Raw genomic sequence first — 24,526 nt, forward strand, 5'->3', positions numbered from 1 at the left:
GGAAATCTTCGTCCCTCCATCCGGCAAGGGTGGGGGGGGGACTGGATGTGGCGCGTTCCGGACAGGTCCCGATCAGGCCGTTCGGCTACGGCAGCGGCCATCTGTGGGAGCAGGCGATGCTTCCGTGGGCGACGTCGGACGGCCTTCTGGTCAATCTGGGCAATACCGCCCCACTCCTGGCGCGACGGCAGATCGTCGTGATCCATGATTGCGGATGGGCGAGCGTGCCGGACGCCTATTCCGCGCGCTTCCGGGCAACCTATCGCGTAATGCAGACGGGCCTGATTGCGAGAAGGAGCAGGATCGTCACGGTGTCGGAATTTGCCCGAGGCGAGATCATACGCCATCTCGGTGCCCGGCCCGAGCAGGTTTCCGTCATTCCTGAAGGTGGGGAGCATGTCCGGGCTGTTGCGGCCGATGCGACGGTTCTCGCCGCGAACGATCTGGTACCGGGACGTTATGTGCTCGTCGTGGGCAATCTCGTCGCGCACAAGAACCTGCGCGTTCTGGCAAAGCTCGGCGAGGCGCTGGAGGCACGCGGCATGGTGCTCGCCATCGCGGGAGCCCGGCGGGACGGGATCTTCCTGCAGCAGGGCGGCGCAGACATGCCGAGGGCTGCACGCTATCTCGGCCGGGTATCGGATGGCGCCCTGAGGGCGTTGTATGAACATGCCGCCTGCTTCGTGTTTCCTTCGCGCTACGAGGGGTTCGGATTGCCGGCGGTCGAGGCGATGGCCTGCGCCTGCCCGGTCGTCGCGAGCGATATTCCTGTCCTGCGCGAAGTCTGCGGTGAGGCCGCCCTATTCGCCGATGCGTTCTCGCAGAACGATTTCGTGCGCCAGGTCATGCGTCTTCTTGACGAGGACGGGCTGGCCGGTCGGCTCCGCGAGGCCGGGGCCGCGCGTCTGCTGCGCTACAACTGGGCGGAAGCCAGTACCGCCATGGCCAACGTCATCCAAGCCGCCCTGCATGCCGTGCCGACACATGTTCGCCGTCCTCCCAGCATGGAGCCATCCACATGATGCGCAATTCACATGCCGTGCCGACGCAAGAGGTTGCCGAGCGCAGAAAGTCCGGCCTCCGGATTGCCGTGATCCATGAATGGCTGGAGAAACATGCCGGGTCGGAGCAGGTGCTGGAGCAGATCCTGCTCTGCTACCCGACGGCGGATGTCTTCGTGGTCGCGGACTTCATGCCCGAGAAGAACAGGGGTTTCTTAAAAGGGCATAATGTCAGGGCCTCGTTTATTCAGAAGCTTCCCTTTGCCCGGCGTCATTTCCGTAAATTCCTTGGGCTGATGCCGCTGGCTGTCGAGCAGTTCGACCTCACAGGGTATGACCTCGTGATTTCCAGCCATCATGCGGTCGCGAAAGGGGTGATCACCGGACCGGACCAGCTTCATGTCAGTTATGTCCATAGTCCGATGCGCTATGCCTGGGATCTTCAGGCACGGTATCTTGAAGAACGCGGGCTGGGTTGGGGGGGCTTGGGTCTTTATACGCGATGGCTTCTCCATCGGCTGCGGAACTGGGACGCGCGGTCGGCCGCCGGGGTCGATCTGTTCGTCGCCAATTCACGCTATATCGCCCGGCGCGTGCAGAAAGCATGGAGGCGGGAGGCGATTGTTCTCAACCCTCCGGTTTCCGTAGATAAATTTCGCCTTTCATTGGACAGGGAGGATTTCTATCTCGTCGTCTCGCGGTTCGTTCCATACAAGCGGATCGATCTTATCGCAGAAGCATTCAGCAAGATGTCCGATCGTCGGCTTGTCATCGTGGGAGAAGGCGAGGGCGATGCGGCGATCAGGGCGGCTGCTGCGGGTTGCCCGAATATCGAGATCCGCAAGCCCGTGCGGATCGACGAACTGGTCTCGCTGATGGGGCGGGCGCGCGCGTTCGTTTTTGCGGCTGCCGAGGATTTCGGGATTGTCATGGCGGAGGCGCAGGCCTGCGGTACGCCCGTCATCGCCTACGGGGTGGGCGGCGCCTGCGACATCGTGATTGCAGAGAATGCAGCCGACCCTACCGGGCTGCTGTTTGCCGAACAGACGGCCGAGGCGATCGTTACGGCCGTGCGGAGGTTCGAACAGAATCGCCATCGTATCCATGCCGAAACCTGCCGTGCCAACGCCATGCGTTTTTCGGAGGAGGCATTCCGTCGCCGTTTCATGGAAATCGTCGATGAGGCCGTGGCGGCGCGTGCCGGCCAGCCATCCGCGCCCGCAGATCGGATTCCGATGATGCGGGGCACGGAGGCCGTCATGGCGGACCATCCGGACGAGCTGCGACGCCACGGACTGAAGGATCAGGTAGCATGAACGATTTTTCCAGATCACGAAGGACGATTGTTCATCTGTCGAAGCATTGCGGACGTGGAAACGGCAATGTGCATGTGGCTGTTGACCTGGCATGCGAGCAGGCGAGAGCAGGGCATCATGTCTATTTCTGTAGTGGCGGAGGAACGTTTGTCCGCCTGCTGGAACGCGAGGGCGTCCATCATCTGACGCTGCCGCAGGACCAGCGGAAGCCTTTTGCCCTGCTGCGCAGCATGGCGGTGTTGACGCGACTCTGCCGCGCCATCAGCGCGGACATCATTCACGCTCACATGATGGGAGGCGTGCTGGTCGGCGCCGTCGCTTCCCGCTTCGCGGGGGTTCCGTTGGTGACGACGGTTCATAATTCCTTCGACCGGCATTCGGTTCTGATGCGCCTGGGAGACAGGATCGTCGCCGTCAGCGAGGCAGACCGGAAGTCTCTCATCGATCGGGGCTTTCCACAGGACCGCACGCGGGTGGTGTGGAATGCGCCGGTCGCATCGGCCCGGAACGTAGACGTAGCTGACAGGGCGCCGGGGAGCGTGCCCCGGCTGCGCCGTCCCAATATTACGCTGATCTGCGGCCTTCACGCGCGCAAGGGTGTGTTCGACGTGATCGAGGCTGCAGCGTCGCTTCTGTCGTCGATGCCGGAATGGACACTCTACATCGCCGGGGAAGGCCCCGATCGGGCTGAACTGGAAGAACGGGTCGGCGCCTTGGGGCTGGCGGAGCGGATCATCTTCCTGGGCTATGTAGAAGGCCCGGAAGTTCTCTACAGTCAGACCGACATCTTCGTACTGGCCTCCTATGCCGATCCGGGCAGCCTGACGATCGGGGAGGCGCGCGCGGCGGGATGTGCGATCGTCGCGACCTCGGTGGGCGGAACGCCGGAAATGCTCGGCTTTGGGACTGCCGGGCGGCTCGTCCCGCCAGGGCGGCCGGATATCATGGGGCGGGAGCTTGGCGAGATCATGCGCGACCTGCCGCGGCGGGCGGCCATGGGGCGGGCCGCGCGGCGGGGGGCGGAGATATTCGAGGCGCGGCGCCTGGTGCCGGATTATATGCGTGTCTACGAGGAAATCGTTCGACGACAACAGCCTGCCAAGAGACATTCGGCCGCCAGTCGCGTTTCGGAACATGGCATCTCCTCCGGACCCACGGGGAAGATGGGGCGGCAGGAGAACGCATGTCCGAGATAGCGCAGCCGGCCAATATCGGCTCGCGCGCCGCGACGGGTGCGGCGCTGATGGTTGCGGCACGCCTGCTGACGCGATTCATCGACCTCGCCAGCATGCTGGTCCTGACACGCATCCTGCTGCCTGCTGATTTTGGCCTGGTGGCGATTGCCGCCAGCCTGTGCGGGCTGACGGAGGCGATCCTTGAATTGCAGATCAATCAGGCCCTGCTGCGCCTGCCGACCGTCGCACGGCTGCATTACGACACGGCTTTCACCATCGGCCTGATCCGGGGCGTTGTCCTGATGGCCGTTCTCGTGGCCAGCGCGTTCCCTGTTGCGCGGTTCTACCATGACGCGCGCCTGTTTCCGCTTGTCTGCTTCCTCGGCCTGAGCCCCTTCATGCGCGGGATCGTGAGTCCGCGCATGGTTGCGTTTCAGAAGCAGCTCAGCTTCTGGCGTGACTTCGCCATCGAATTGTCCGGCAAGGGTATCAGCTTCGTCTTCGGCACAGTGATCGCGCTGCTGACGCACAGTTATTGGGCCATCGCACTGAATACGGTGATATATTCCGGTGCCATGATGGCGCAATCCTACTATTTCGCACCATACCGGCCGCGACTGAGCCTGCGTGAGATACATGTTTTTGCGGGCTTCGCCGGATGGATGACGATGGCGCAGATCGTCAGTGCCCTCAACTGGCAGTTCGAACGCCTGCTCCTGGGCAAGGTGATGAACCGGTCTGCCCTGGGTATGTTCTCGACTGCGATCGATATTACAAATATCCCGTTTCTGGCCCTCTTCACCCCGATGGCGCGGCCATTGCTGGCGGCGTTCTCTCATCTCAGCGAAGACAGGGAGCGATTGGCCGCGAGTTACCAGAAGGCATCGGTGGCGATGGCGACGGTCGGGTTGCCGCTGCTGATCGGCGAGAGCCTGGTGGCGGATAGTACGGTGCGTGTGGTCGTCGGCCCGGCCTGGGTGGGGGCGGTGCCAATGGTCCGCTGGCTGGCGCTGAGCCTGACGCCGGCGGTGTTCACGCTGGCGACATGGCCGCTCCTGCTGACCTTCGGACGAACAAAGACACTTCTGAAACGCAACCTTCTCGAATTCGGCGTCAAATTTCCGCTCGCGATCGCAGGCGTGCTGTGGGCGGGGTTCTCAGGTGTTATCGCCGCACGTTTTGTATCGGAACTCGCGTCGGATGTTTTTGGCCTTTTCCTAGTGCGCGGCCTGACCGGCCTTGGCGTCTGGGAGCAGGTGCTGGGGTGGAAGCGTAGCGTCGGGGCATCCCTGTTCATGGTGCTGGCGGTCGAGGGGCTGAAATGGCTGCTGCCGCCCGTCGATACGCTGGCGCATGCGGCGGTCGATCTGTTTGCCTGTTCTGCATGCGGAGCCGTTGCCTACACGTTCGGTCTTTGCATGCTCTGGATTCTTTCGGGACGTCCGGAGGGGATCGAGAAACTTGTTTTCGATCGTGCCCGTCATATCGTATCTTCGAGAAGGGGAAAGGAAAGCAGCGTCTTTGGCAAGTCGGTGTCGTTTCCTGTCAGCCAGCCGATCGTCGAACAGGGCTCCCAGGACTCCTTTCACTGACAATCCGGTGTCGATGCGCGGCATCTGGGGATTATGTTCTTGATCGAGGAAACGGATGACAAAAACGCTCATTCGCGTGATCAGCGTTGCAGGTAGTGCCCGACGCGACACGTTTCATCGCCCTCCCGTTGGGGTGGAGTGGGAATTCTTCGATGCATCCACCGGTCTGGCCGAAGGGTTCGAATATGATCTCGACGTGGCATGGGCGCACATAAAGCGCGCGCTCGCGCCGGGCGAGATCGGGTGCTATTGCAGCCATGTCCGGGCATGGCAGGCGCTTCTTGCCGACCCGACGGCAGATCAGATCCTGGTCGTTGAAGACGACGTTTACGTCGACTGGCCCGTCACACTGCATCTGACAGAGGTCGACTGGGCGTCGAAGGGCGTGCATTTCCTGAAGTTCTTCGGACGGTTCCCGGCAAAATTCCATGTCGCAGAGAAAAATTATCCGATATGGGACCGTCATGTGGTGCAATATCAGACGCAGCAGTTCGGGACGCAGATCTATCTTCTGACCCGCCATGCGGCCGAACGTTTCGTACGGAATTTCCGGCGGATCTCGCGACCGATCGATGTCGAGATGGAGCGTCCATGGGCAACCGGCATTCCCGTTGCCGGGATCGTCCCGCCGACGGCCCTTGAACTGTCGGTGCCAAGTTCGGTCGTCGACCGACGCGCCGATCGGGAGCCTACGCATCTTGAAAGCGCTCGCTATTATGGCGGCCGTGTCATCGAGCGTATTCGTGGGCGCGTATACCGTACGGCCGGGCCGCGGGTGAAAATAAACGGACGGGATCGGTCTCAATCCGTATTCGACTATCGGAACCAATGAAGGTTCACGAGACGTGATGGCCGATAATTGTCGAGAAAATCATTTCTAAAATGATATGATAGAAAATACGTGAAATCCAATCGCAATCGAGAACGTTTATGTCCAGGTCATGCGTCGAAACCTCGTGGCCGTGGCAAGGAGTGGAAGCCGGATTCATCGACTTGTTCCAGTCCATCTGTGTGATCGAACGCCATTAGGAGAGCATGATCCGATGCGAACCCGAGAGCCCGAGCAAATCGAACAGAAGCCCGAGGATATGCGGAGAATCTGTGTCTGCTACACGCCGGATCAATCTTATCTCTTTCCGAGCTTCGTAAGCGCGTTGCAGGCGCGTCGGTTCACGCCGCGCAATCTGGCGGATATCGTCATTATCGCATTCGGGATCGATCCGGTCGCCGAAGTGATTTTCGCCGAGGCTTGCGCACGCGCGGATATCGTGTTTCTGACCCGAAGCGAGGCCGATATCGGAGGCGCTCCTGCCATGTTGGCACGGCTGTTTCTGGCGGACCTTCTCCCGAAACACTATGATTTTTTTCTTTATGTGGATGGCGATACCCAGATCCGTGGTCCGCTGGACGACCTGTTGCTGAATTCCGTTCCTTACGGGATGTTTTACGCTGCCGCCGATCCGATGACATTCGTGGGAGACGATTCGGACCGGCTGAGTCGTACCATCGCGGCGCATTTTGCGTCGCTTGGGCTCTCGTCGGTCGACGCATGCCGGTATTTTAATTCCGGCGTGATCTATGCGGAGCGCAACGGATGGGCGCGTATCGGAGCCGAAGCATGGAAGATGTTTTCCGGGCAGTCCGGCGCATCGCGTTTTCCCGATCAGGATGTTCTGAACCTCGTTGGTCTGCCGCACTGCCTTTCGATGTCGCTGGCATGGAATTTCCCGGTATATATGAATAGTATTCGCGTTCTTTCCGTTATACGGCCCCGAATCGTCCATTACATGTCGCGACCGAAGCCGTGGGAAGGCGCTTTCCCACCCTGGAACGCTGAAGCCTCTGCGGTGTATGGCAAGGTCGCATCTGCTTATCCGGAAACGGCGCGATATTGGCGTCGCATGAAACGCTCCACCTGGTTCCGCTATCATCTTCAGCAGCGTTATAAGCGCTTGCACGCGATGGTCACATGGGGGTTTGGCGCGAAAAGACGGCGTATTCTTGCTTATGAGCGCGGTTTGAAGCAGCCGCAGGCTTTGCAGGGGGCACCCGAACGGGACGTGGAGGCGGTCCAGTCTGTCCTCACGCCTTCCGTCGGAGCATCCTTTTGACACCGTTGAGAGAGCCGTCTGAAACGGCGGAGATCGTTCCATGGTGTGGCGTCGTCTTTTTTACATGCGCCCCAGCTTTCTCCTGCTTGCAGATGGGATCGGCTGAAGGCGTGACGCCCCGATTATGATCATGCGACGAGATTGGCGGTTTCTACGCTGATATTGTGGCTGAATAGAGCAGTAGGGAGGATGCCATGTCTGACACGACGCTTCCGGTGATTGGCGCGCAGGCGGCGAGCACGACGAAGATTGTTCCGGTCATACTGTCTGGCGGGACGGGGAGCCGGCTGTGGCCGCTGTCGCGTGCGAGCTATCCGAAGCAGTTGTGGTCGCTGGTGGGGAACCGGACGATGCTGCAGGAAACAGCGTGCCGTGGGGTCGGGGCAATGTTCGAGGCCCCGATCGTGATCTGCAACCACGACCATCGCTTTCTGATTGCCGAGCAATTGCGCGAGGCGGGGATCGAGAATGCGCGGATCGTGCTGGAACCGGCCGGCCGCAATTCGGCGCCGGCGATTGCCGCGGCGGCCCTGCTGGCTGCGGAAAGCGATCCGGATGCGGTGCTGTGGATCATGGCGGCCGATGCGGTGATGACCCGGCCGGAAACGTTGGAACAGCTTCTTCCGGTGGCGGCGGCTGCGGCGCAGCGGGGCCATATCGTCGTCTTCGGCATGCATCCGACCCGGCCGGAAACCGGTTATGGCTATATCGAGGCCGGCAAGCCTTTGGCCAGACTGCCCGACGCGAGCACGGTCGCGGGGTTTATCGAAAAGCCGGACGCGGAGACCGCCGCCGAACTAGTGGCGTCGGGCAAGTATATGTGGAATTCGGGGATGTTCGTCTTTACGGCGCACACCCTGCTCCAGGAAATGGAAGTCCATGCTCCGGTGGTACTGGCGCCTGTGCGGCAGGCGGTGGAGCGCCGCACCGGCGACCTGATCTTCCAGCGCCTCGACCCGGCGTCGTTTCTCTCGGCGCCGGATATTTCCTTCGATTACGCGGTGATGGAACATACCGACCATGCGGCGGTCATCGCCGGAGATTTCGGCTGGACCGACATCGGAAGTTGGAATGCGCTGTGGGATATCGGCGAGAAGGACGGCGAAGGCAACGTGACGCAGGGTCATGTCTGCCTGGAAGGGGTGCATAACAGCTACATTCGGTCGGACGAACTCCTGACCGCCGTTGTCGGGCTTGATGATGTCGTTGTGGTGACGACCCGTGATGCGGTGCTGGTGACGCAGAAGAACCGGGCGCAGGACGTGAAGAAGATCGTGACCCGGCTGCAGGCCCAGGGGCGCAAGGAGGCGGAGGCCCATAACCGGTGCTACCGGCCATGGGGTTTCTACGAGAGCCTGATCCAGGACGCGCGCTTCCAGGTGAAGCGCATCGTCGTGATGCCGGGCGAGAAGCTGTCGCTCCAGAAACATTATCATCGGGCGGAACATTGGGTGGTCGTCAGTGGCGTGGCGCTGGTGACGCGCAATGCCGAGCAGATCACCGTCCATGAGAACGAGAGCATCTACCTGCCGCAGGAATGCACCCACCGGATGGAAAATCCGGGCCGTATCCCGCTGGTGCTGATCGAGATCCAGACCGGGTCCTATCTGGGAGAGGATGATATCGTCCGCTTCGAGGACACCTATAACCGGACCTGATGGTTGCAGATTGCAAGAGAAGTCGAGGCAGCGAAGATGACAGAGCGATCCCGTTTTCTGGTGACCGGCGGGGCGGGCTATGTGGGCAGCCATGTCGTCGCCGCCCTGCGGGATGCGGGGCATGATGTGCTGGTGTTCGACAATCTGCGGACGGGGCATCGGGAGGCGGTGCCCGACGGGGTGACGTTCGTCGAGGGCGACCTGGCGGACCGCGCGCTGGTCGATACGATCCTGGCCAGCGGCCCGTGGGACGGGGTGCTGCATTTTGCGGCGCTGTCGCTGGTCGGGGAGAGCATGCAGCACCCGCTGCGCTACATGGAAGCCAATGCGGGGCTGGGCTTCACGCTGATCGATGCCTGTATCCGCCATGGCGTGAAGCGCTTCGTGTTTTCCTCGACGGCGGCGCTGTTCGGGCAGACGGAGGATGCGCTGATTACGGAGGCGACGCCGATCGTTCCCGGTTCTCCCTATGGCGAAAGCAAGCATATGGTGGAGCGTGCCCTGCTGTGGGCCGACCGGATCCATGGGCTGCGCAGTGCGTGCCTGCGCTATTTCAATGCCGCGGGCGCCGATCCCGACGGGCGGCTCGGGGAGGACCATCGGCCGGAGACCCATCTGATCCCGCTGGTGATCGATGCGGCGCTGGGGCGGAGGGAGGCGCTGCATCTGTTCGGCGACGACTATCCGACGCCCGACGGGACCTGCATCCGCGACTATGTCCATGTCACGGACCTGGCCCATGCCCATCTGGCGGCCCTGGATGCGATCCATGAGCGCAGCGTGGTCTATAACGTCGGCACCGGGCGCGGGCATTCGAACATGGAGGTGATCCGCAGCGTAGAGCGGGTGACCGGGCGTGTGGTGCCGTGGCATCTGGCGCCCCGCCGCCCAGGCGATCCCGCACGGCTGGTCGCGGGCGCCGACCGGCTGCGGCGGGAAACCGGCTGGACACCGCGCTTCGTGGAACTCGACGAGATCGTCGCTACGGCTTACCGCTGGCGCCTGGAACACCCCGAGGGTTATGGCCCCAATCTGGGTACGTGATAAGCGCGGCGACGGTCGGTCGGCCCATGTAGCGGCCATTTCGGCCGCGATCCGGGCTTGCGCGGGCCAGGTCGGCTACGCAGGAAACGATACCCAGGGAGAGACGACATGAAACTGAGCGCACGCAATCAGATCAAGGGCACGGTCACGGCGGTGACCAAAGGCCAGACCACCGGCCATGTGACGATCGATATCGGCGGGGGCGTCGTGATCACCTCGGCGATCACGAACGAGGCGATCGACGATCTCGCCTTGGCCGTGGGCGATGAAGCCTATGCCGTTATCAAGGCATCGGACGTGATGGTGGGTAAATAGAGCGCGGCACGCTGGCGGCCTCTATCCCCACATGTCGCGTAGCCGTGCGGCCATGTCGATGCGGACCTGTTTTGCCGCGTCCTGACGTTTTGCATCCTCGGGCGTGACGATCGGCCAGGCGCGTGTTTCGAAGAGGGACAGCATGGCCGGGTCGATGAAGCGGGTTCGGGCGGCATAGACATGGCGGTCGCCCATGCCATGCTGTCCGTGGATGTGGAAACGCTGTGGCACGATCAGGTCGAGGGAGTCCTTCGCCCGTGTCATGGCGACGTACAGCAGGCGGCGTTCTTCATCGATTTCCTCGGTTTCACCGGTACCGAGGTCGGAGGGGATGCACCCATCGACAGTGTTGAGGACGAAGACGCTCCGCCATTCCTGCCCCTTGGCGGAATGGATGGTGGAGAGGATCAGGTAATCTTCATCCAGCAGCGGCACGCCGGCCTGATCGGAAGTCGCGGCCGGCGGGTCTAGCGTCAGGTCGGTCAGGAACCGCTCGCGGGACGGATAGCCGCCCGCGATCTGTTCCAGTTGCCGCAGGTCGGACAGGCGGGTGGTCGCGTCCTCATGCAATCGTTCCAGATGGGGTTCATACCAGTGGCGGATCAGGCCGATTTCCGACGGCCAGCCGGCGGAGCGGTTGCGCAGGCCGTGCATCATGTCGACAAATCCGGCCCAGCCTTCGCCCGCACGCGCGGGTGCCCTGACCTGCATCAGGGCGGCGATCGGGTCCGGCGCGTCCTGCATGGCGTCCAGCACACGCCGGGCCGAGGTGGGGCCTACGGCGGGCAGCAACTGCATCACCCTGAACCCAGCGACCCGGTCGCGCGGGTTTTCCGCAAAGCGCAGCATGGCCAGCACGTCCTTGACATGGGCGCTGTCGAGAAATTTCAGCCCGCCGAACTTCACGAACGGGATGTTGCGCCGCGTCAGTTCCACTTCCAGTGAGCCGCTATGGTGCGCGGCGCGGAACAGCACCGCCTGCTGCTTCAGCATCGTGCCCTGTTCGCGGTCTTCCAGCACCCGTTCGACGATATAGCGGGCCTGGTCGGAATCGTCCTTCACGCAGACCAGGCGGGGGAGGGCGTCGGATGCGCGGTTGGTCCATAGATTCTTGGTGAACCGTTCGGAGGCCTGTTCGATCACCGCGTTGGCGGCGGCGAGGATCGGCTGGCTGGAACGATAATTGCGCTCCAGCGTCAGGACGGTGGCCGGGGTAGGGAAGGCGGACGGGAAATCGAGGATGTTGCGCACCGTCGCGGCCCGGAAGGCATAGATGCTCTGGGCATCGTCGCCCACGACGGTCAGCCCTGCGCCGTCGGGCTTCATGCCCAGCAGGATCGTAGCCTGCAACCGGTTGGTGTCCTGATATTCGTCGACCAGCACATGGTCCCATGTCCCGCCGATTTCGGCGGCCAGGATCGGGTCGCCCATCATCTGCGCCCAGACCAGCAGCAGGTCGTCATAATCCAGTACGTTCTGGGCCTGCTTGGCCGCGACATAGGTGCCGAACAGCGTCTTGAGCTGCTCCTGCCAGCCCGCGCACCACGGGTAATGCTTCAGCAGCACATCGGCCAGCGGTTGCTCGGCGTTCACTACGCGGGAATAGATCGCCAGACAGGTGCCTTTGGTCGGGAAGCGACTTTCGGTCCGGGAGAACCCCAGTTCGTGCCGAACCAGATTCATCAGGTCGGCGGAATCCTCGCGGTCATGGATCGAAAAGGCCGGGTCCATGCCGATCTGTTCGGCATGAGCGCGAATGATCCGCGCGCCGATCCCATGGAACGTGCCGGTCCAGCCCAGGGCACCGGCCAGTGCGCCGGCCCTGTCGCCCAGCACCTGGGCGCAGATCCGCTCCACCCGCCGTGCCATCTCGGCGCTCGCGCGGCGGGAGAAGGTCATCAGCAGGATGCGGCGGGGATCGGCACCGTTGACGATCAGGTGCGCGACACGGTGGGCCAGCGTGTTGGTCTTGCCCGATCCGGCCCCGGCGATGACCAGAAGAGGCGCGGCCGGAGGGGCTGTACCCTGTGCGACTCCGTGCGTCACGGCGGCGCGTTGCGCGTCATTCAGCCTGTCGAGATATCCGTCGGCCACGATTGCTCCCGTAACGCCCTGAAAATGGGGTTATTCCCTGATGAGTGCCTGTAGTTTCCGCCATGGCGCGCTGTGGATCAAATGGGGCGGCCTGTTGCGAAAGTCGTTGACGCCTGTCCCTGATATGGAACAAATAGAGAACATAATGACCCGTCCACCGATTGGGAAGCCTCGGTGAGACGCCATGGATGGACTGTCCTGCCACATGCCCGCATCCGAATCCCGTCCCGCGCTGGAGGTGCTGCGGGAGCAGATCAGTCGTCTGGAGGGCCGCTCGGGGCGCAGGCGGGCTATCCTGCCATTCGGTCTGGATGAGATCGACAGCAGGTTGCCGGGTGGGGGGGCTGATGCTGGGGGCTCTTCATGAAGTGGCGGGAGGTGGATGCGATGCCCTGCATGCCGCGGCGGCCGGCCAGTTCGCGGCAGGGATCGCGGGGCGCACGCGGGGAAAGGTGCTGTGGATCGTCAGCCGTCAGGATGTGTTCGCGCCGGCCCTGATGCAGGCGGGGCTGTCGGGGCGGCGGGTCATCTATGTCGAGGCCCGGTCGGATGTGGATGTGCTGGCCTGTTTCGAGGAGGGGCTGCGACATGGCGGCCTGGGGGCCGTGGTGGCGGAAGTGGCGCGCCTGTCGATGACGGCGTCGCGCCGCCTGCAACTGGCGGCCGAGACCTCGGGGGCGCTGGGCATCGCGCTCCGACGCTGGAGGCGGCCGACCGGGGCGGCCGATTTCGGTCAGTCGACGGCCAGCGTCACGCGCTGGCGGGTGTCGGTTCTGCCATCGGTCGTGCTGCCGGTGCCCGGTGTGGGGCGGCCACGCTGGCGGCTGGAACTGATCCGGGCGCGGGCCGGGGATGAAGCCATTTTTGAAGTGGAGGCCTGCGATGGCCAGGGGAGGCTTGCCCAAAACGGGCTTGTCGAGAATCGTCTCGCTCTACCTGCCGTTCTGGCCGACGGATCGGATCAGGAGGCGGTTGGGCGCCGACGCGCCCGCGCCTGAGGCGGCGCTGGCGCTGGTGGGCCGTGTGGGACGGCGCCGGGTCGTGCGCTCGGTCGATCTCGTCGCCCGCAAGGCGGGATTGTGTCCTGGCACGCCGGTGGCCAAGGCACAGGCGCTTTATCCCGATCTGACCATCATGGACGCCGATCCGCAGGGGGACCGCGTGGGGCTGGAAAAATTGGCCCTATGGTTTCAGCGCCGTATTGCCCCTGTCGTGGCCGTCGACCCGCCGGATGGCATTGTGCTGGATACGACGGGGGCCGATCACCTGCATGGGGGCGAGCAGGCCATGCTTGCGGCGATGGTCCAGCGGCTGCGGCGCACCGGGGTCACGGCCAAGGCAGCCGTTGCCGATAGTTTGGGGGCCGCCCATGCGCTGGCGCGCTACGGGCGGGCGCGGATGCTGGTTGTACCCCCCGGCGAGGCGGCCGCCGCGATGGCGGATCTGCCCATCGCGGCACTGCGCCTGCCCGATGATATCGTCGATGGGTTGCATGCTCTTGGCGTATCCCGCATCGGCCCGCTTGCCGGTATGCCGCGCGCCCCGTTGGCACTGCGTTTCGGGCCGGATGTCGCGCGCCGGCTGGACCAGGCATTCGGGCGGGTGGCGGAGGCCATCGTCCCGATCCGCCCCGTCGAGCCGGTGGAGGTCGGCCGGAATTTCGCCGAGCCGATCGGTGCCGCCGAGACGATCGCGCGCATGATCGGCACGTTGGTGCCGCCACTCTGCCAATTGCTGGAAGAGCGCGGGCAGGGTGGCCGGTGTTTCGACCTGCTGCTGCACCGCGTAGACAGCCGCGCCGAGGCGATCCGGATTACCACCGCCCAGCCGGTGCGGGCCGCTGGCCGGCTGGTCCGGCTCTTGTGCGAGAAGATCGAGACGATCGACCCTGGTTTCGGGATCGAACGGATGGTGCTGACGGTGTCGCGGGCCGAGCCGATGGGCGTGCGTCAGGCCATGTCGTTGCTGGACGAGGCGGATGAGCCTGATGTTTCGGGCCTGATCGACAGTCTGGCCAACCGGGTGGGTACGCAGGCGCTGTATCGCTTTATGCCGGTCGAAAGCGACATACCCGAACGCTCTTTCTGCCGCGTGCCGGCGCTGGCGCCGGACGAGGCGAAGGACTGGCCGGATCACTGGCCGCGCCCGATGCGCCTGCTGCCCCGGCCCGAGCCCGTGCATGCCATGGCCGAATTGCCCGATCAGCCGCCGGTCTTCTTTATCTGGCGCGGTATCAGGCGGAAGGTGCGATGCGCCGACGGGCCGGAGCGCGTGTTCGGCGAATGGTGGAAGGGGGATGCGGAACTGACCACGGCCCGTGACTATTTCCGGGTGGAGGATACCTCCGGCGAGCGGTTCTGGATCTATCGGGCCGGCGATGGGGAACATGGCGAGACCGGGTCGCAGGGCTGGTTCCTGCACGGGATCTTCGGATGACCCGCTATGCCGAATTGCAGGTGACGAGTTATTTTTCCTTCCTGCGCGGGGCGTCGTCGCCGGCCGAACTGTTCCGGCAGGCGAAGGCGCTGGGGATCGAAGCCCTGGGGGTGTGCGACCGGAATACGCTGGCCGGCATGGTGCAGGCCCATGTGGCGGCGAAGGAGGCCGGGATACGGCTCGTCGTCGGCTGTCGCCTCGACCTGGCCGATTTTTCGCCCGTGCTGGTCTATCCGACCGATCGGGCCGCCTATGGCCGCCTGTGCCGCCTGCTGACCATCGGAAAGACGCGGGCGGGGAAGGGAGGATGCCATCTGCTGTGGGAGGATCTGGTCTCCTGGGGCGAGGGGTTGCTCGTTCTCCTGATTCCGGACAGGGCGGATGAGGGCTGTGCGCAGCATCTGCGGATGCTGAAGGCCGCGTTTCATGATCGGGCCTTTATGACGCTGACGCTCCGACGGCGGCCCAATGATCAGGTGCGGCTGTATGAACTGGCCGGTCTGGCGCACCGGGCGCGGGTGCCGACGGTGGTGACCAACGATGTGCTGTTTCATACGCATGATCGACGCATTTTGCAGGATGTCGTGACCTGCATTCGACATAATACCACCATAGACGAGGCCGGGTTCGCGCGGGAGCGCCATGCCGATCGCTATATCAAGCCGCCTCACGAGATGGTGCGTCTGTTCGGCCGCTATCCCGAGGCGATCGACCGTACGATCGAGATCGTGGAACGCTGCACATTCAGCCTGGAAGACCTGGCCTACCAATATCCCGACGAGGTGTCGGTGCCGGGGCAGACGCCGCAGCAGGCGCTGGAGGCATTGACCTGGAAAGGGGCAGGAAAATTCTATCCCGAAGGGATTCCCGGTACGGTCAGGAAAAGCCTGGAGCATGAGCTGGCCCTGATCGGGCGCATGCAGTACGCGCCCTATTTCCTGACTGTGAACAGTATCGTCCGCTATGCTCGTTCCCAGGACATTCTGTGTCAGGGGCGGGGATCGGCGGCCAATAGTGCGGTTTGCTACGTGCTGGGCATCACCGCCATCGACCCCGCGCGCAATAACCTGCTGTTTGAACGGTTCGTTTCCGAGGCCCGGCGCGAGCCGCCCGATATCGATGTCGATTTCGAACATGCACGGCGCGAGGAGGTGATCCAGTGGGTCTATGGCCATTATGGCCGCGATCGGGCGGCCCTGACGGCGGTGGTGATCCGTTATCGCGCCAAGGGGGCGTTGCGCGATGTCGCCAAGGTCATGGGATTGCCGGAAGATTTGATCCGCACGCTGTCCGGCCAGATCTGGGGTTGGTCGAAGGAAGCGGACCCCGCGTTGTTCAGGGATACCGGCATCGATCTGTCCGACCGACGCATCCGGCTGACGCTCGATCTGGCCTGCTGCCTGATCGGCGTGCCGCGCCATCTCTCCCAGCATCCGGGGGGCTTCGTGCTGACCCATGACCGGCTGGACGAACTGGTCCCGGTCGAGCCGGCGGCGATGGATGATCGGCAGATCATCGAATGGGACAAGGACGATATCGGTGTTCTGAAATTCATGAAGGTCGATTGCCTGGCTCTGGGCATGCTGACCTGCATGAAGAAGGGGCTTGACCTGCTGGCCAAGCATAAAGGGGAGCATGTCACGCTGGCCACCATTCCGGCCGAGGATCCGGAGACCTACGACATGATCTGCAAGGCGGATACGATTGGCGTGTTCCAGATCGAATCCCGCGCCCAGATGTCCATGCTGCCGCGTCTGAAGCCGCGTGAATTCTATGATCTGGTGATCGAGGTCGCCATCGTCCGGCCGGGGCCGATCCAGGGCGATATGGTCCATCCTTATCTTCGCCGCCGTGAAAAGCTGGAAGAAGAGGATTATCCGACGCCGGAGCTGGAGAGCGTGCTGAAGAAAACGCTCGGTATTCCGTTGTTTCAGGAACAGGCGATGCAGGTGGCAATGGTCTGCGCCGATTTTTCGGCGGGAGAGGCGGACCAGCTTCGCCGGGCCATGGCCACATTCAAGCATACCGGCAACATGTCGCAGTTTCAGTCCCGGCTGATCGAGGGGATGAAGAAGAAAAACTATTCCGAAGCCTTTGCGCAGCGGATCTATCAGCAGCTCGAAGGGTTCGGGTCTTACGGTTTTCCAGAGAGCCATGCCGCCAGCTTTGCGATCCTCGCCTACTCCTCGTCCTGGATGAAATGCAAACACCCCGATGTCTTCCTGGCAGCACTGCTCAATTCCCAGCCGATGGGGTTCTATGCGCCGGCTCAACTGGTGCGGGATGCGCGGGAGCATGGGGTCGAGGTGCGGCCGATCTGCGTCAATGCCTCGCGCTGGGACAGCACGCTGGAAGAACTGGCGACGAAAAAGGGGTGTTTCGCCGTTCGGCTGGGGATGAGTCTGGTCAAGGGCCTGACCGAGAAGGATGCGGCGCGCATTGTGGGCGTTCGCGGGCAACGGCCCTTTGCGTCAGTCGATGATCTCTGGCGCAGGGCAGAGGTCAGAGGGGCAGCATTGACGCATCTGGCCGAGGCCGATGCGTTCCGGCCGAGCCTTGGCCTGCCACGGCGTGAGGCGCTGTGGGCGATCAAGGCGTTGCGGGACGAGCCCTTGCCGCTGTTCGCGGCAGCCTCTGTCGCGCGGGAGACGAACGAACCCGCTGTGCTGCTCCAGCCTATGCGTGAGGGGGCCGAGGTGACGCGGGATTACAACCGCATCGGCCTGACTCTTCGCGACCATCCGGTCGCCTTTCTGCGTGACGACCTGCGCCGTATGGGTATCGCGTCCTGCCGGCAGGCAATCGAAGCCAGGGATGGCAGGCGCCTGATGGCGGCGGGGCTGGTTTTGGTGCGCCAGCGCCCCGGTTCGGCTGAGGGGGTGGTGTTCCTGACGCTGGAAGATGAAACCAGCGCGTTGAACGTCATTATATGGCGGGATCTGTTCGATCGATATCGCAGCCGGGTCATGGCGGGGCAGATGCTCGCCGTCACGGGAAATGTGCAGAAAGAAGGGGATGTCGTGCATCTCGTGGCGCGCGAGATCACGGATCTTTCCGATCTTCTGGCCGATGTCGGAAATCGGAGCACAGGCGGAGCCATCGGGGCGGATAAAGAGCCGCAAGCTGAGAGCGTTCTCGTAAAATCGAGAAATTTTCACTAGAGCAGATCCTGTTTGAAAGCGTTCAAACACTTAAAAATGCTCATGAAAACTATAAACGAGAGCATTTCTACCGAACCGCTTTTCGGTGGAAATGCTCCGGAGGACGGGGCTGTAAGTTCAGAAGGGGGAGGGGCCGCCTGCCTCGGGGTCCGGTTCCTGCTGGTCGATCGACAGAACGGCCTCTTCCCTGCTGGAAAAGGGGCCTGCCAGAAGGATGGTGGGGCCATCCATGATGTACCATCCGTTTTCACGAGGGGCGACGGGATCGCTCCTGTCGTCGAGATAGACTGCGATCATCCGAAGCCTCCCACGGTGTTATCTGTCTGATCGGGTCCTCTGCCGGGACTGTCGGGCGCGCGTCAGATACCCTTGTGGCCCAAGTGCGTCAGGCCTCGTCTTTCAGGGCTTTTTCTTCTTCCTGCCGTGTCGCGAACGGGGTTTCCCGCTTGTTGTCCAGTTCGTTCATGAAACCGCCGGGATTGCCCAGATTGTCTTCCAACCGCGCATCTTCGATGGGCTGACCGTTGGCGTCGAGGGGAACGGGAGATTCCACCGGGATCTGCCCGGCGTCGGCATTGAGTTCCATCCCGATCAAGTCGGACGCGGTTTCCTTGTAGGCATCCGGTCCGGCGCCGGGCTTGCCGTCGGCAATCCACATCTCCTTGGCCTTGGCGAGAATGCGTGCATCTCGTTCGGGAGAGGATTCCAGGGGGTTTTCCATTCCAATTATCCTCGTACGGGCTTCTGATGAGTCTGTCTGGTTCGCTGGGGCCGGCCGAGGCCTGTTGGTATAAAACGCTCCAGGCCCGCATCCGTTGCCCGCGCCCGTTCGGGGCGCGGGCGGGCGATCAGGCCGCGGGCTGTGCGGCCGGCTCGATGGCGACGGTCGCTTCGCTCGTCAGGACGCGGAAGACGAAGCTTTCCTGCAGGTAAAGCTCGACCGCGTCCGCCGAGTGGGACAGGTAGCCGATCGAAAAATCCTGCCCGATATCCAGCGCCAGGTCGCCGCCGCGCATCGACACGACGAACGCGCCCTCGATGGCCGGTGCCCAGATGATTTTGCCGTCGATCATGCTCTCGATATGGTTGAGGACGGGATAACCGTCATCATCGCCGCCGCTGACATTCGCGAAAGCCTGCGCCCCCAGGACCACCGAATAGGGGCCGTTCACGCCGGCCAGACGCAACGCGCTCAAAGCGTCGGCGATGGTATGCGCGTAGTCCTTGGCCAGGGGGGGCAGCTTCAGATGGGCATTCGATGTGCCGTTACGGATGCCGGGGATACCCGCTGCCGCGTAGCCGTCGAAGATCGCGCGATCCTCGGCAAAGGCAATCTGCCTTGCCGCGTCCTTGACCGGCTGCCAGTCGGAATCCAGAGACCCGCGTTCGACGGCGTCGATCTCGTTACGCAGCAGCGTAAAGGGAACGCGCAGTTCCACCAGCGGGAGAACGTCACGCCGCAGGGCACGGATACCGTGTCCGGGGGCGTCGATCAGCGTGCCGCGTCCAGTGCCGACCCCCGCGAATGCGGTGCCTTTCGGTTCCGCCGTATCGACGACGCGCCGGCCGGCGAGGTGGCGGCGGATGGTGCGGGCAGCTTCTTCCTCGATCTGCGCCCAGGCCGCGCTGGAAATGGGGGCCAGATGTCTGTGGAGATTATTCATGTCAGATTTCCTTACTTCAAGGAGCCGATGCCGAGCGAGCCGTCCTGCGGGCCTACGCCCTGTTGATCGGTGGATGAGGCGGGAAGGGGGAATTGGCCGGCCGGTTCTGGCGGTTCGGCGCCCATGTCTGGCGCGCCATCGAGGAACTCGCCGGTAGGGATGAAGAACAGGGTGCCGGTTACGGCCGTGCTGACATCGAGGAGCCGGTCGTAATTGCCGGGCGGCTTGCCGACGAACATGTTCTGCAGCATCTGCTCGGTGCGCGCGGGAGAGCGCGCATAGCCGATGAAATAGGTGCCGAACTCCCCTTTGCTCACTTCGCCAAAGGGCATGTTGTCACGCACGATCTGTAGTTGCTGCCCGTTTTCCTCGATATTGGTGAGGACATTATGGGCATAGCTGGGCTTGGCCGCGTCCGCGAGTTCGATATCCGACACCTTGCGGCGGCCGATGATATGTTCCTGGACTTCGGTGGGAATGGCATCCCACTTCTTGAGGTCGTGCAGGTATTTCTGGACGATGACATAGCTGCCGCCCGTGAAGGCGGGGTCTTCGTCTCCGACGATGGCCGCGTCGCGTGCCGGCTGTCCGGTGGGGTTCTCGGTTCCGTCCACGAAGCCGAGCAGGTCGCGCTCGTCAAAATATTTGAACCCGTGGACTTCATCCACGATCTCGCCGGCGCCTTCCAGCCGGGAGACGATGGCGGCCGCGAGTTCGAAGCACAGATCCATCCGGGTCGCGCGGATATGAAAGAGCAGGTCGCCCGGCGTGGCGGGAGCGTGGTGTACACCCCGGATTTCCTGGAACGGATGAAGGTCCCGCGGACGGGGAGTGCCGAAGAGTTGATCCCAGGCATGTGAACCGATGCCTGTGATGCAGCTTAACCGTCCATCGGGCACCCGAAAGCCGACCCCGCGCACCAGAGATGAGAGATCTCCCAGAAGATCGCGGACCTGGGCGTTGATCGAAACGCTCTCGCTTAATGTTGCGACAAGAAAGATGGCTGCCTGCGTCAGCTTCGTACCAACGGGTTGCGGTGTGACCAACGGACTGAAACTCCCTGCGGACGGGTTCGTATATACAACGCGCACTGATGTTCAGCATAGGCGGATGGCTGTTTATGACAAGCGGCCGGCGTGAAGGAAGTAACCGGCCCGGTCAAAATCTGCTTCCGCTTACAAGAAGAAATAATTCCATAAGGAAAAGATATTGGACGCCCGTTTGGTGAATGATCTGGCAGAAATACCGGAGCATTGTGGCATAGCCGAGGGGGATCTGTTCTCGGGGCGGCGTGCCGATGCTCCGCTTTTAGGAAGGTGCTGATGCAGACCGCTCCAGACCTCGCGCTCCTCCTTGCGCGCTTTCAGTTCGCCTTCACCGTGGGCGTTCATATCATCTTTCCGGCCTTCTCCATCGGGCTGGCGGCCTATCTGGCCGTTCTGGAGGGGCTGTGGCTGAAGACCGGACGGCAGGTTTTTCTTGATCTGTACCGATACTGGATCAAGGCGTTTTCGATCGTCTTCAGCATGGGGGTCGTGTCAGGGCTGGTCATGTCCTATGAATTCGGGACCAACTGGTCGGTTTTTTCGAAGAAAGCCGGGCCGATCACGGGCGTCCTTCTGTCGTACGAAGTCATGACTGCCTTCTTTCTGGAGGCCGGGTTCCTCGGCGTCATGCTGTTCGGCATGAACAAGGTGGGGCGTGGACTGCATTTCGCGGCCACCTGCTGCGTCTCGGTCGGAACGCTGATTTCGATGACGTGGATACTGGCATCGAATTCGTGGATGCAGACCCCGCGCGGCTACACGATCGACCCGGCCACCGGGCGTTTCATGCCGGATGACTGGCTGGCCATCATCTTCAATCCGTCCTTCCCGTTCCGGCTGGTCCATATGGGTCTGGCGGCGTTCCTCTCCGTTGCGTTCGTGGTGGGGGCGACCGGTGCGTGGCATCTGCTGAAGGCCCGGCGAGTTGGGGCAACGGCGCGCGAACCGGTGCGGGTGATGTTCTCCATGGCCATGTGGATGGCCGCCATCGTGGCGCCATTGCAGATCCTGGCTGGGGACGCGCATGGCCTGAACACGCTGAAATACCAGCCGGTGAAGATCGCGGCGATGGAAGGCGACTGGGAGACCGAGGGGCGGGCATCGGAGCTTCTGTTCGGGATTCCTAACATGAAGACGGAACGGACGGATTATGCCGTGAAGGTCCCGCTGCTCGGCTCGTTGATCCTGACGCACAGTCTCGACGGCAAAGTGCCGGGCATGAAGGATTTCCCCCGCGACCAGCGTCCGCCGTCACCGGTCATTTTCTTTTCGTTCCGCATCATGGTCGCGCTCGCCATGCTGATGGCGCTGGTCGGGTTCTGGTCGCTGTGGCTGCGCCGGAAAGGGGCCCTCTTTACCAGCCCGTTCTTTCATCGTGTGGCAGTGTGCATGGCGCCAGCAGGGTTCATCGCACTGTTGTGCGGCTGGGTGACCACAGAGGTCGGCAGGCAGCCCTGGACGGTCTATGGCCTGCTACGGACTTCCGAGAGTGTTTCCCCCATCGTCCTGTCCAGCATGGCGGTGACGATGACGGCCTTCGTCGTGGTCTATGTGATCGTGTTCGGGTCGGGCCTGGTGATCCTGCTTCGTCTGCTGGGCCGCGCGCCGGAGGAAGGCGAGCATAATGCCAGTCCCGCACATGCCGCCGATGTTCTGGCAACGCACACGCATCCGGGGATCGCCGGCCCCATTCCCGGTGAAGGAGCCTGATCATGATGGATTTCGCATATTGGCTCCCCATCGTGTGGGCCGTCATCCTGGTGGCCGCGATTACGATTTACGTCATTCTCGATGGGTTCGATCTGGGCATCGGGATGCTGTTCGCTCTGGAACGCAATCAGGGCCGACGGGATGTGATGGTCAATACGATCGCGCCGGTGTGGGACGGAAACGAGACGTGGATGGTCCTGGGGGGCGCCGTGCTCTACGGCGTGTTTCCGGGTGCCTATGCAACTCTTCTGCCCGCCTTCTACCTGCCGATCGTGCTGATGTTGCTGGCCCTGATCTTTCGTGGCGTGTCGTTCGAATTCCGCATCATGACGCGGGGGACCGCGCGTGAGGCGTTATGGGAAGTCGGCTTCATGGCCGGGTCGGGCATTGCCGCCTTCAGTCAGGGTGTGATCCTGGGCGGGGTGATCCAGGGTATTGCCGTTACCAATGGTGAATTTACCGGCGGCGCGCTCGACTGGCTGACGCCTTTCAGTGTTCTGTGCGGGCTGGCAGTCATGTGCGGATATGCCCTGCTGGGTGCGACCTGGCTCGTGTGGCGGACGACCGGCGTGCTGGAGGCATCCTGCCGCAAATGGGCCGCGTGGCTGGCTATCGGCCTGTTCGCAGGTATCGTGGCGGTCAGCCTGTGGACGCCGCTGCTGCATGCACCCTATCTGCGGCGCTGGACCGACTGGCCGAACATTCTCTTTGTGGCGCCAGTGCCTGTGCTGGTCGTCGTGTTGGGCGCGCTGCTGGCCATGGGGTTGCGTCGCGGGCATTCCAGGGTGCCGTTCCTATGTGCTCTCGGCTGGTTCTTCCTGTGCCTCTCGGGCCTCGGGATCACGGTCTGGCCGTATGCCGTGCCGCCCAGCCTGACGCTGTGGGATGTATCGTCACCGCCATCGAGCCAGTTCTTTCAGCTTGTCGGCACGGCGATCCTGCTGCCGATCATCCTCACCTACACGATTTATTCCTACCGCGTGTTTCGCGGGAAAGTGACGGAAGCCGATGGTTATCACTGAAATCGTCAAGGGAAATGGAGATGACGCGCCGAAGCGCCTGGGCACACGGATCGGTTGGTTCGTGGCCATCTGGGCGCTCAGCACGGTGGCGTTTTTTGTGGTGGCGTCCGTGCTCCATCTGATGGTTCCCAAATGATGGGTCAGTTTCTGGACTGGTCCAGGTAGAATTCGATCGGAACAGTAAGGGTGATCGCATCGCCCGGAATGCTGTCAGGGGGAACCGGTAGGGGTTCCGCCCGGTGTAAAAGGGCAAGCGTCTCTTCATCCAGGGTTGCATGGTGCGAGCTGGCACTGATCCGTGCCGACAGCACATGCCCTTTGCGATCCATGGCGAAATGCAGCATGGCGATGCCCTCTTCATGACGCGCCTGGGATTCGGCTGGATAACGCTTGTATTTTTCAAGTCGTGCCAGCAATTCACCCTGCCATGTGACCGGATCAGGGCTCGCCTGCGATGACGAGGCGCTGGAAACGGATGTCGCGGAGGACGGTGCGACAGGAGTTTCCGAGGCTGGGGGCCCCGTTGTTTCCTGAGCCGGTGGGGTCCTGTCCGGAACCGGCTTTCGTTCATGCGTATGGAGCGGGATCTTTTTTTTCAGCGGGCGGGGCCTCTCGGGCCGCGCCACTGGAACGGGCGGTGTCGGCGCGGGGGAGGGGGGAACTGTTATCTTGGGCGGCGGCTCGGGTTGCGGATCGGGCACCGAGACGGTCTGCCGCGGGCCGACCGGGGCATCGATCGGCGGGGTGGGGGTGGAGACCGGCTCGGGCGCAAGGTCGATGGCGATCGCGGCGGAGGGCGGCTCGGGCACCGGCATCACGGGCGGTGGCAGGTGCATGACCCACGACACCACGCTACCCGTCACGGCCAGCACGGTGACGAAAGATACCCCCCAGCGCACGGTCTCGCGCCGCCGTTCGCGGCGAAGCTGCCCGGTCCGCCAGTCGGCGAAGGACAGGAGCATACCGCCGTCCGCCGTATCGCTCACGGCGTGCCTCCGGGCGCGGGGATGGGAGCCGCGGGGACGGGGGCCGCAGCGGCCGCGCTGCCTTCTTCCTGGCCCTGAAGATTGACCAGCGCGACCTTGAGGTAACCCGCGGCCCGCAGCTTATCCATCACGCCCATCAGGGTGCCGTAATCGACCGTCTTGTCGGCGCGCAGGAAGATCCGCTCGTCCTTGTTG

The 24,526-nt window shown here is 62.9% G+C and carries 21 protein-coding genes and 1 pseudogene; 15 read left to right on the top strand and 7 right to left on the bottom strand.

What is annotated here, in order from left to right; genetic code table 11:
• Nucleotides 1–47: 47 nt before the first annotated feature.
• From C7453_RS13350 to C7453_RS13390, 9 genes are all read left to right on the top strand, one after another.
• Nucleotides 48–1,022, top strand: coding sequence for a glycosyltransferase family 4 protein (locus C7453_RS13350; protein WP_114728023.1), 975 nt, complete (start codon nt 48–50; stop codon nt 1,020–1,022).
• On the top strand, nt 1,019–2,317 hold the full coding sequence (locus C7453_RS13355) for a glycosyltransferase (protein WP_307723114.1): 1,299 nt from the start codon (nt 1,019–1,021) through the stop codon (nt 2,315–2,317). Before C7453_RS13350 ends, C7453_RS13355 begins: the two co-directional genes overlap by 4 nt.
• Nucleotides 2,314–3,513 carry a glycosyltransferase family 4 protein gene (locus C7453_RS13360; RefSeq protein ID WP_114728024.1) on the top strand — a complete coding sequence of 400 codons (1,200 nt, stop codon included), beginning with the start codon at nt 2,314–2,316 and terminating at the stop codon, nt 3,511–3,513. The genes C7453_RS13355 and C7453_RS13360 overlap by 4 nt, the downstream gene beginning before the upstream one ends.
• Nucleotides 3,501–5,084: a lipopolysaccharide biosynthesis protein gene (locus tag C7453_RS13365; protein WP_114728025.1), complete on the top strand. Its 1,584-nt coding sequence runs from the start codon at nt 3,501–3,503 to the stop codon at nt 5,082–5,084. Before C7453_RS13360 ends, C7453_RS13365 begins: the two co-directional genes overlap by 13 nt.
• 55 nt (nt 5,085–5,139) lie before the next feature.
• Nucleotides 5,140–5,916 carry a glycosyltransferase family 25 protein gene (locus C7453_RS13370; protein ID WP_114728026.1) on the top strand — a complete coding sequence of 259 codons (777 nt, stop codon included), beginning with the start codon at nt 5,140–5,142 and terminating at the stop codon, nt 5,914–5,916.
• Nucleotides 5,917–6,127: 211 nt separating this feature from the next.
• Nucleotides 6,128–7,195, top strand: coding sequence for a glycosyltransferase family 8 protein (locus C7453_RS13375; protein ID WP_245949027.1), 1,068 nt, complete (start codon nt 6,128–6,130; stop codon nt 7,193–7,195).
• Nucleotides 7,196–7,389: 194 nt separating this feature from the next.
• Entirely contained in the window at nt 7,390–8,853 is a 1,464-nt protein-coding gene (locus tag C7453_RS13380) for a mannose-1-phosphate guanylyltransferase/mannose-6-phosphate isomerase (RefSeq protein WP_114728027.1), read from the top strand.
• A 36-nt stretch (nt 8,854–8,889) separates the two neighbouring features.
• Nucleotides 8,890–9,897: a UDP-glucose 4-epimerase GalE gene (gene galE, locus C7453_RS13385; RefSeq protein ID WP_114728028.1), complete on the top strand. Its 1,008-nt coding sequence runs from the start codon at nt 8,890–8,892 to the stop codon at nt 9,895–9,897.
• A gap of 108 nt (nt 9,898–10,005) precedes the next feature.
• Complete coding sequence (locus tag C7453_RS13390; RefSeq protein ID WP_114728029.1) at nt 10,006–10,212, top strand: TOBE domain-containing protein; 207 nt, start codon at nt 10,006–10,008, stop codon at nt 10,210–10,212.
• Between the two features lie 21 nt (nt 10,213–10,233).
• Here C7453_RS13390 and C7453_RS13395 read toward each other — a convergent pair whose 3' ends face one another.
• Complete coding sequence (locus tag C7453_RS13395; protein WP_114728030.1) at nt 10,234–12,306, bottom strand: ATP-dependent helicase; 2,073 nt, start codon at nt 12,304–12,306, stop codon at nt 10,234–10,236.
• 205 nt (nt 12,307–12,511) lie between these two features.
• Between C7453_RS13395 and C7453_RS13400 the strand changes: the two are divergent.
• The 3 genes and pseudogenes from C7453_RS13400 to C7453_RS13410 all read left to right on the top strand — a co-directional run bounded on the left by C7453_RS13400 (nt 12,512) and on the right by C7453_RS13410 (nt 17,903).
• A pseudogene (locus C7453_RS13400) lies at nt 12,512–13,304 on the top strand (ImuA family protein).
• A complete protein-coding gene (locus C7453_RS13405) occupies nt 13,189–14,742 on the top strand; it encodes a DUF6504 family protein (RefSeq protein ID WP_114728031.1) in 1,554 nt (517 codons plus the stop codon). Before C7453_RS13400 ends, C7453_RS13405 begins: the two are co-directional and overlap by 116 nt.
• The gene (locus C7453_RS13410; protein ID WP_114728032.1) at nt 14,739–17,903 is read left to right on the top strand and encodes an error-prone DNA polymerase; all 3,165 of its coding nucleotides are present in this window, start codon (nt 14,739–14,741) and stop codon (nt 17,901–17,903) included. The genes C7453_RS13405 and C7453_RS13410 overlap by 4 nt, the downstream gene beginning before the upstream one ends.
• A gap of 117 nt (nt 17,904–18,020) precedes the next feature.
• Here the strand turns inward: C7453_RS13410 and C7453_RS13415 are convergent, their stop codons facing one another.
• From C7453_RS13415 to C7453_RS13430, 4 genes are all read right to left on the bottom strand, one after another.
• Nucleotides 18,021–18,200, bottom strand: coding sequence for a hypothetical protein (locus C7453_RS13415; RefSeq protein ID WP_114728033.1), 180 nt, complete (start codon nt 18,198–18,200; stop codon nt 18,021–18,023).
• Between the two features lie 88 nt (nt 18,201–18,288).
• Nucleotides 18,289–18,624 carry a hypothetical protein gene (locus C7453_RS13420; RefSeq protein ID WP_114728034.1) on the bottom strand — a complete coding sequence of 112 codons (336 nt, stop codon included), beginning with the start codon at nt 18,622–18,624 and terminating at the stop codon, nt 18,289–18,291.
• 127 nt (nt 18,625–18,751) lie between these two features.
• Nucleotides 18,752–19,567, bottom strand: a complete 816-nt coding sequence (locus C7453_RS13425; RefSeq protein ID WP_114728035.1) for a family 1 encapsulin nanocompartment shell protein — start codon at nt 19,565–19,567, stop codon at nt 18,752–18,754.
• An 11-nt stretch (nt 19,568–19,578) separates the two neighbouring features.
• On the bottom strand, nt 19,579–20,613 hold the full coding sequence (locus tag C7453_RS13430; RefSeq protein ID WP_114728036.1) for a Dyp-type peroxidase: 1,035 nt from the start codon (nt 20,611–20,613) through the stop codon (nt 19,579–19,581).
• A gap of 276 nt (nt 20,614–20,889) precedes the next feature.
• Between C7453_RS13430 and C7453_RS13435 the strand changes: the two genes are divergently transcribed.
• Genes C7453_RS13435 through C7453_RS13445 form a run of 3 tightly spaced genes read left to right on the top strand, consistent with a single transcriptional unit; the run spans nt 20,890 to nt 23,481 of the window.
• A complete protein-coding gene (locus C7453_RS13435; RefSeq protein WP_114728037.1) occupies nt 20,890–22,323 on the top strand; it encodes a cytochrome ubiquinol oxidase subunit I in 1,434 nt (477 codons plus the stop codon).
• Between the two features lie 2 nt (nt 22,324–22,325).
• A complete protein-coding gene (gene cydB / locus C7453_RS13440; protein ID WP_114728038.1) occupies nt 22,326–23,345 on the top strand; it encodes a cytochrome d ubiquinol oxidase subunit II in 1,020 nt (339 codons plus the stop codon).
• Nucleotides 23,332–23,481 carry a DUF2474 domain-containing protein gene (locus tag C7453_RS13445; protein ID WP_114728039.1) on the top strand — a complete coding sequence of 50 codons (150 nt, stop codon included), beginning with the start codon at nt 23,332–23,334 and terminating at the stop codon, nt 23,479–23,481. The genes cydB and C7453_RS13445 overlap by 14 nt, the downstream gene beginning before the upstream one ends.
• A gap of 4 nt (nt 23,482–23,485) precedes the next feature.
• Here the strand turns inward: C7453_RS13445 and C7453_RS13450 are convergent, their stop codons facing one another.
• Complete coding sequence (locus tag C7453_RS13450) at nt 23,486–24,307, bottom strand: energy transducer TonB (RefSeq protein ID WP_114728071.1); 822 nt, start codon at nt 24,305–24,307, stop codon at nt 23,486–23,488.
• Between the two features lie 20 nt (nt 24,308–24,327).
• Nucleotides 24,328–24,526 (bottom strand): biopolymer transporter ExbD (locus tag C7453_RS13455; RefSeq protein WP_245949028.1); only part of this gene is annotated, 199 nt, incomplete at its 5' end.

The organism is Gluconacetobacter liquefaciens (assembly GCF_003350405.1).
GTDB lineage: Bacteria > Pseudomonadota > Alphaproteobacteria > Acetobacterales > Acetobacteraceae > Gluconacetobacter > Gluconacetobacter liquefaciens.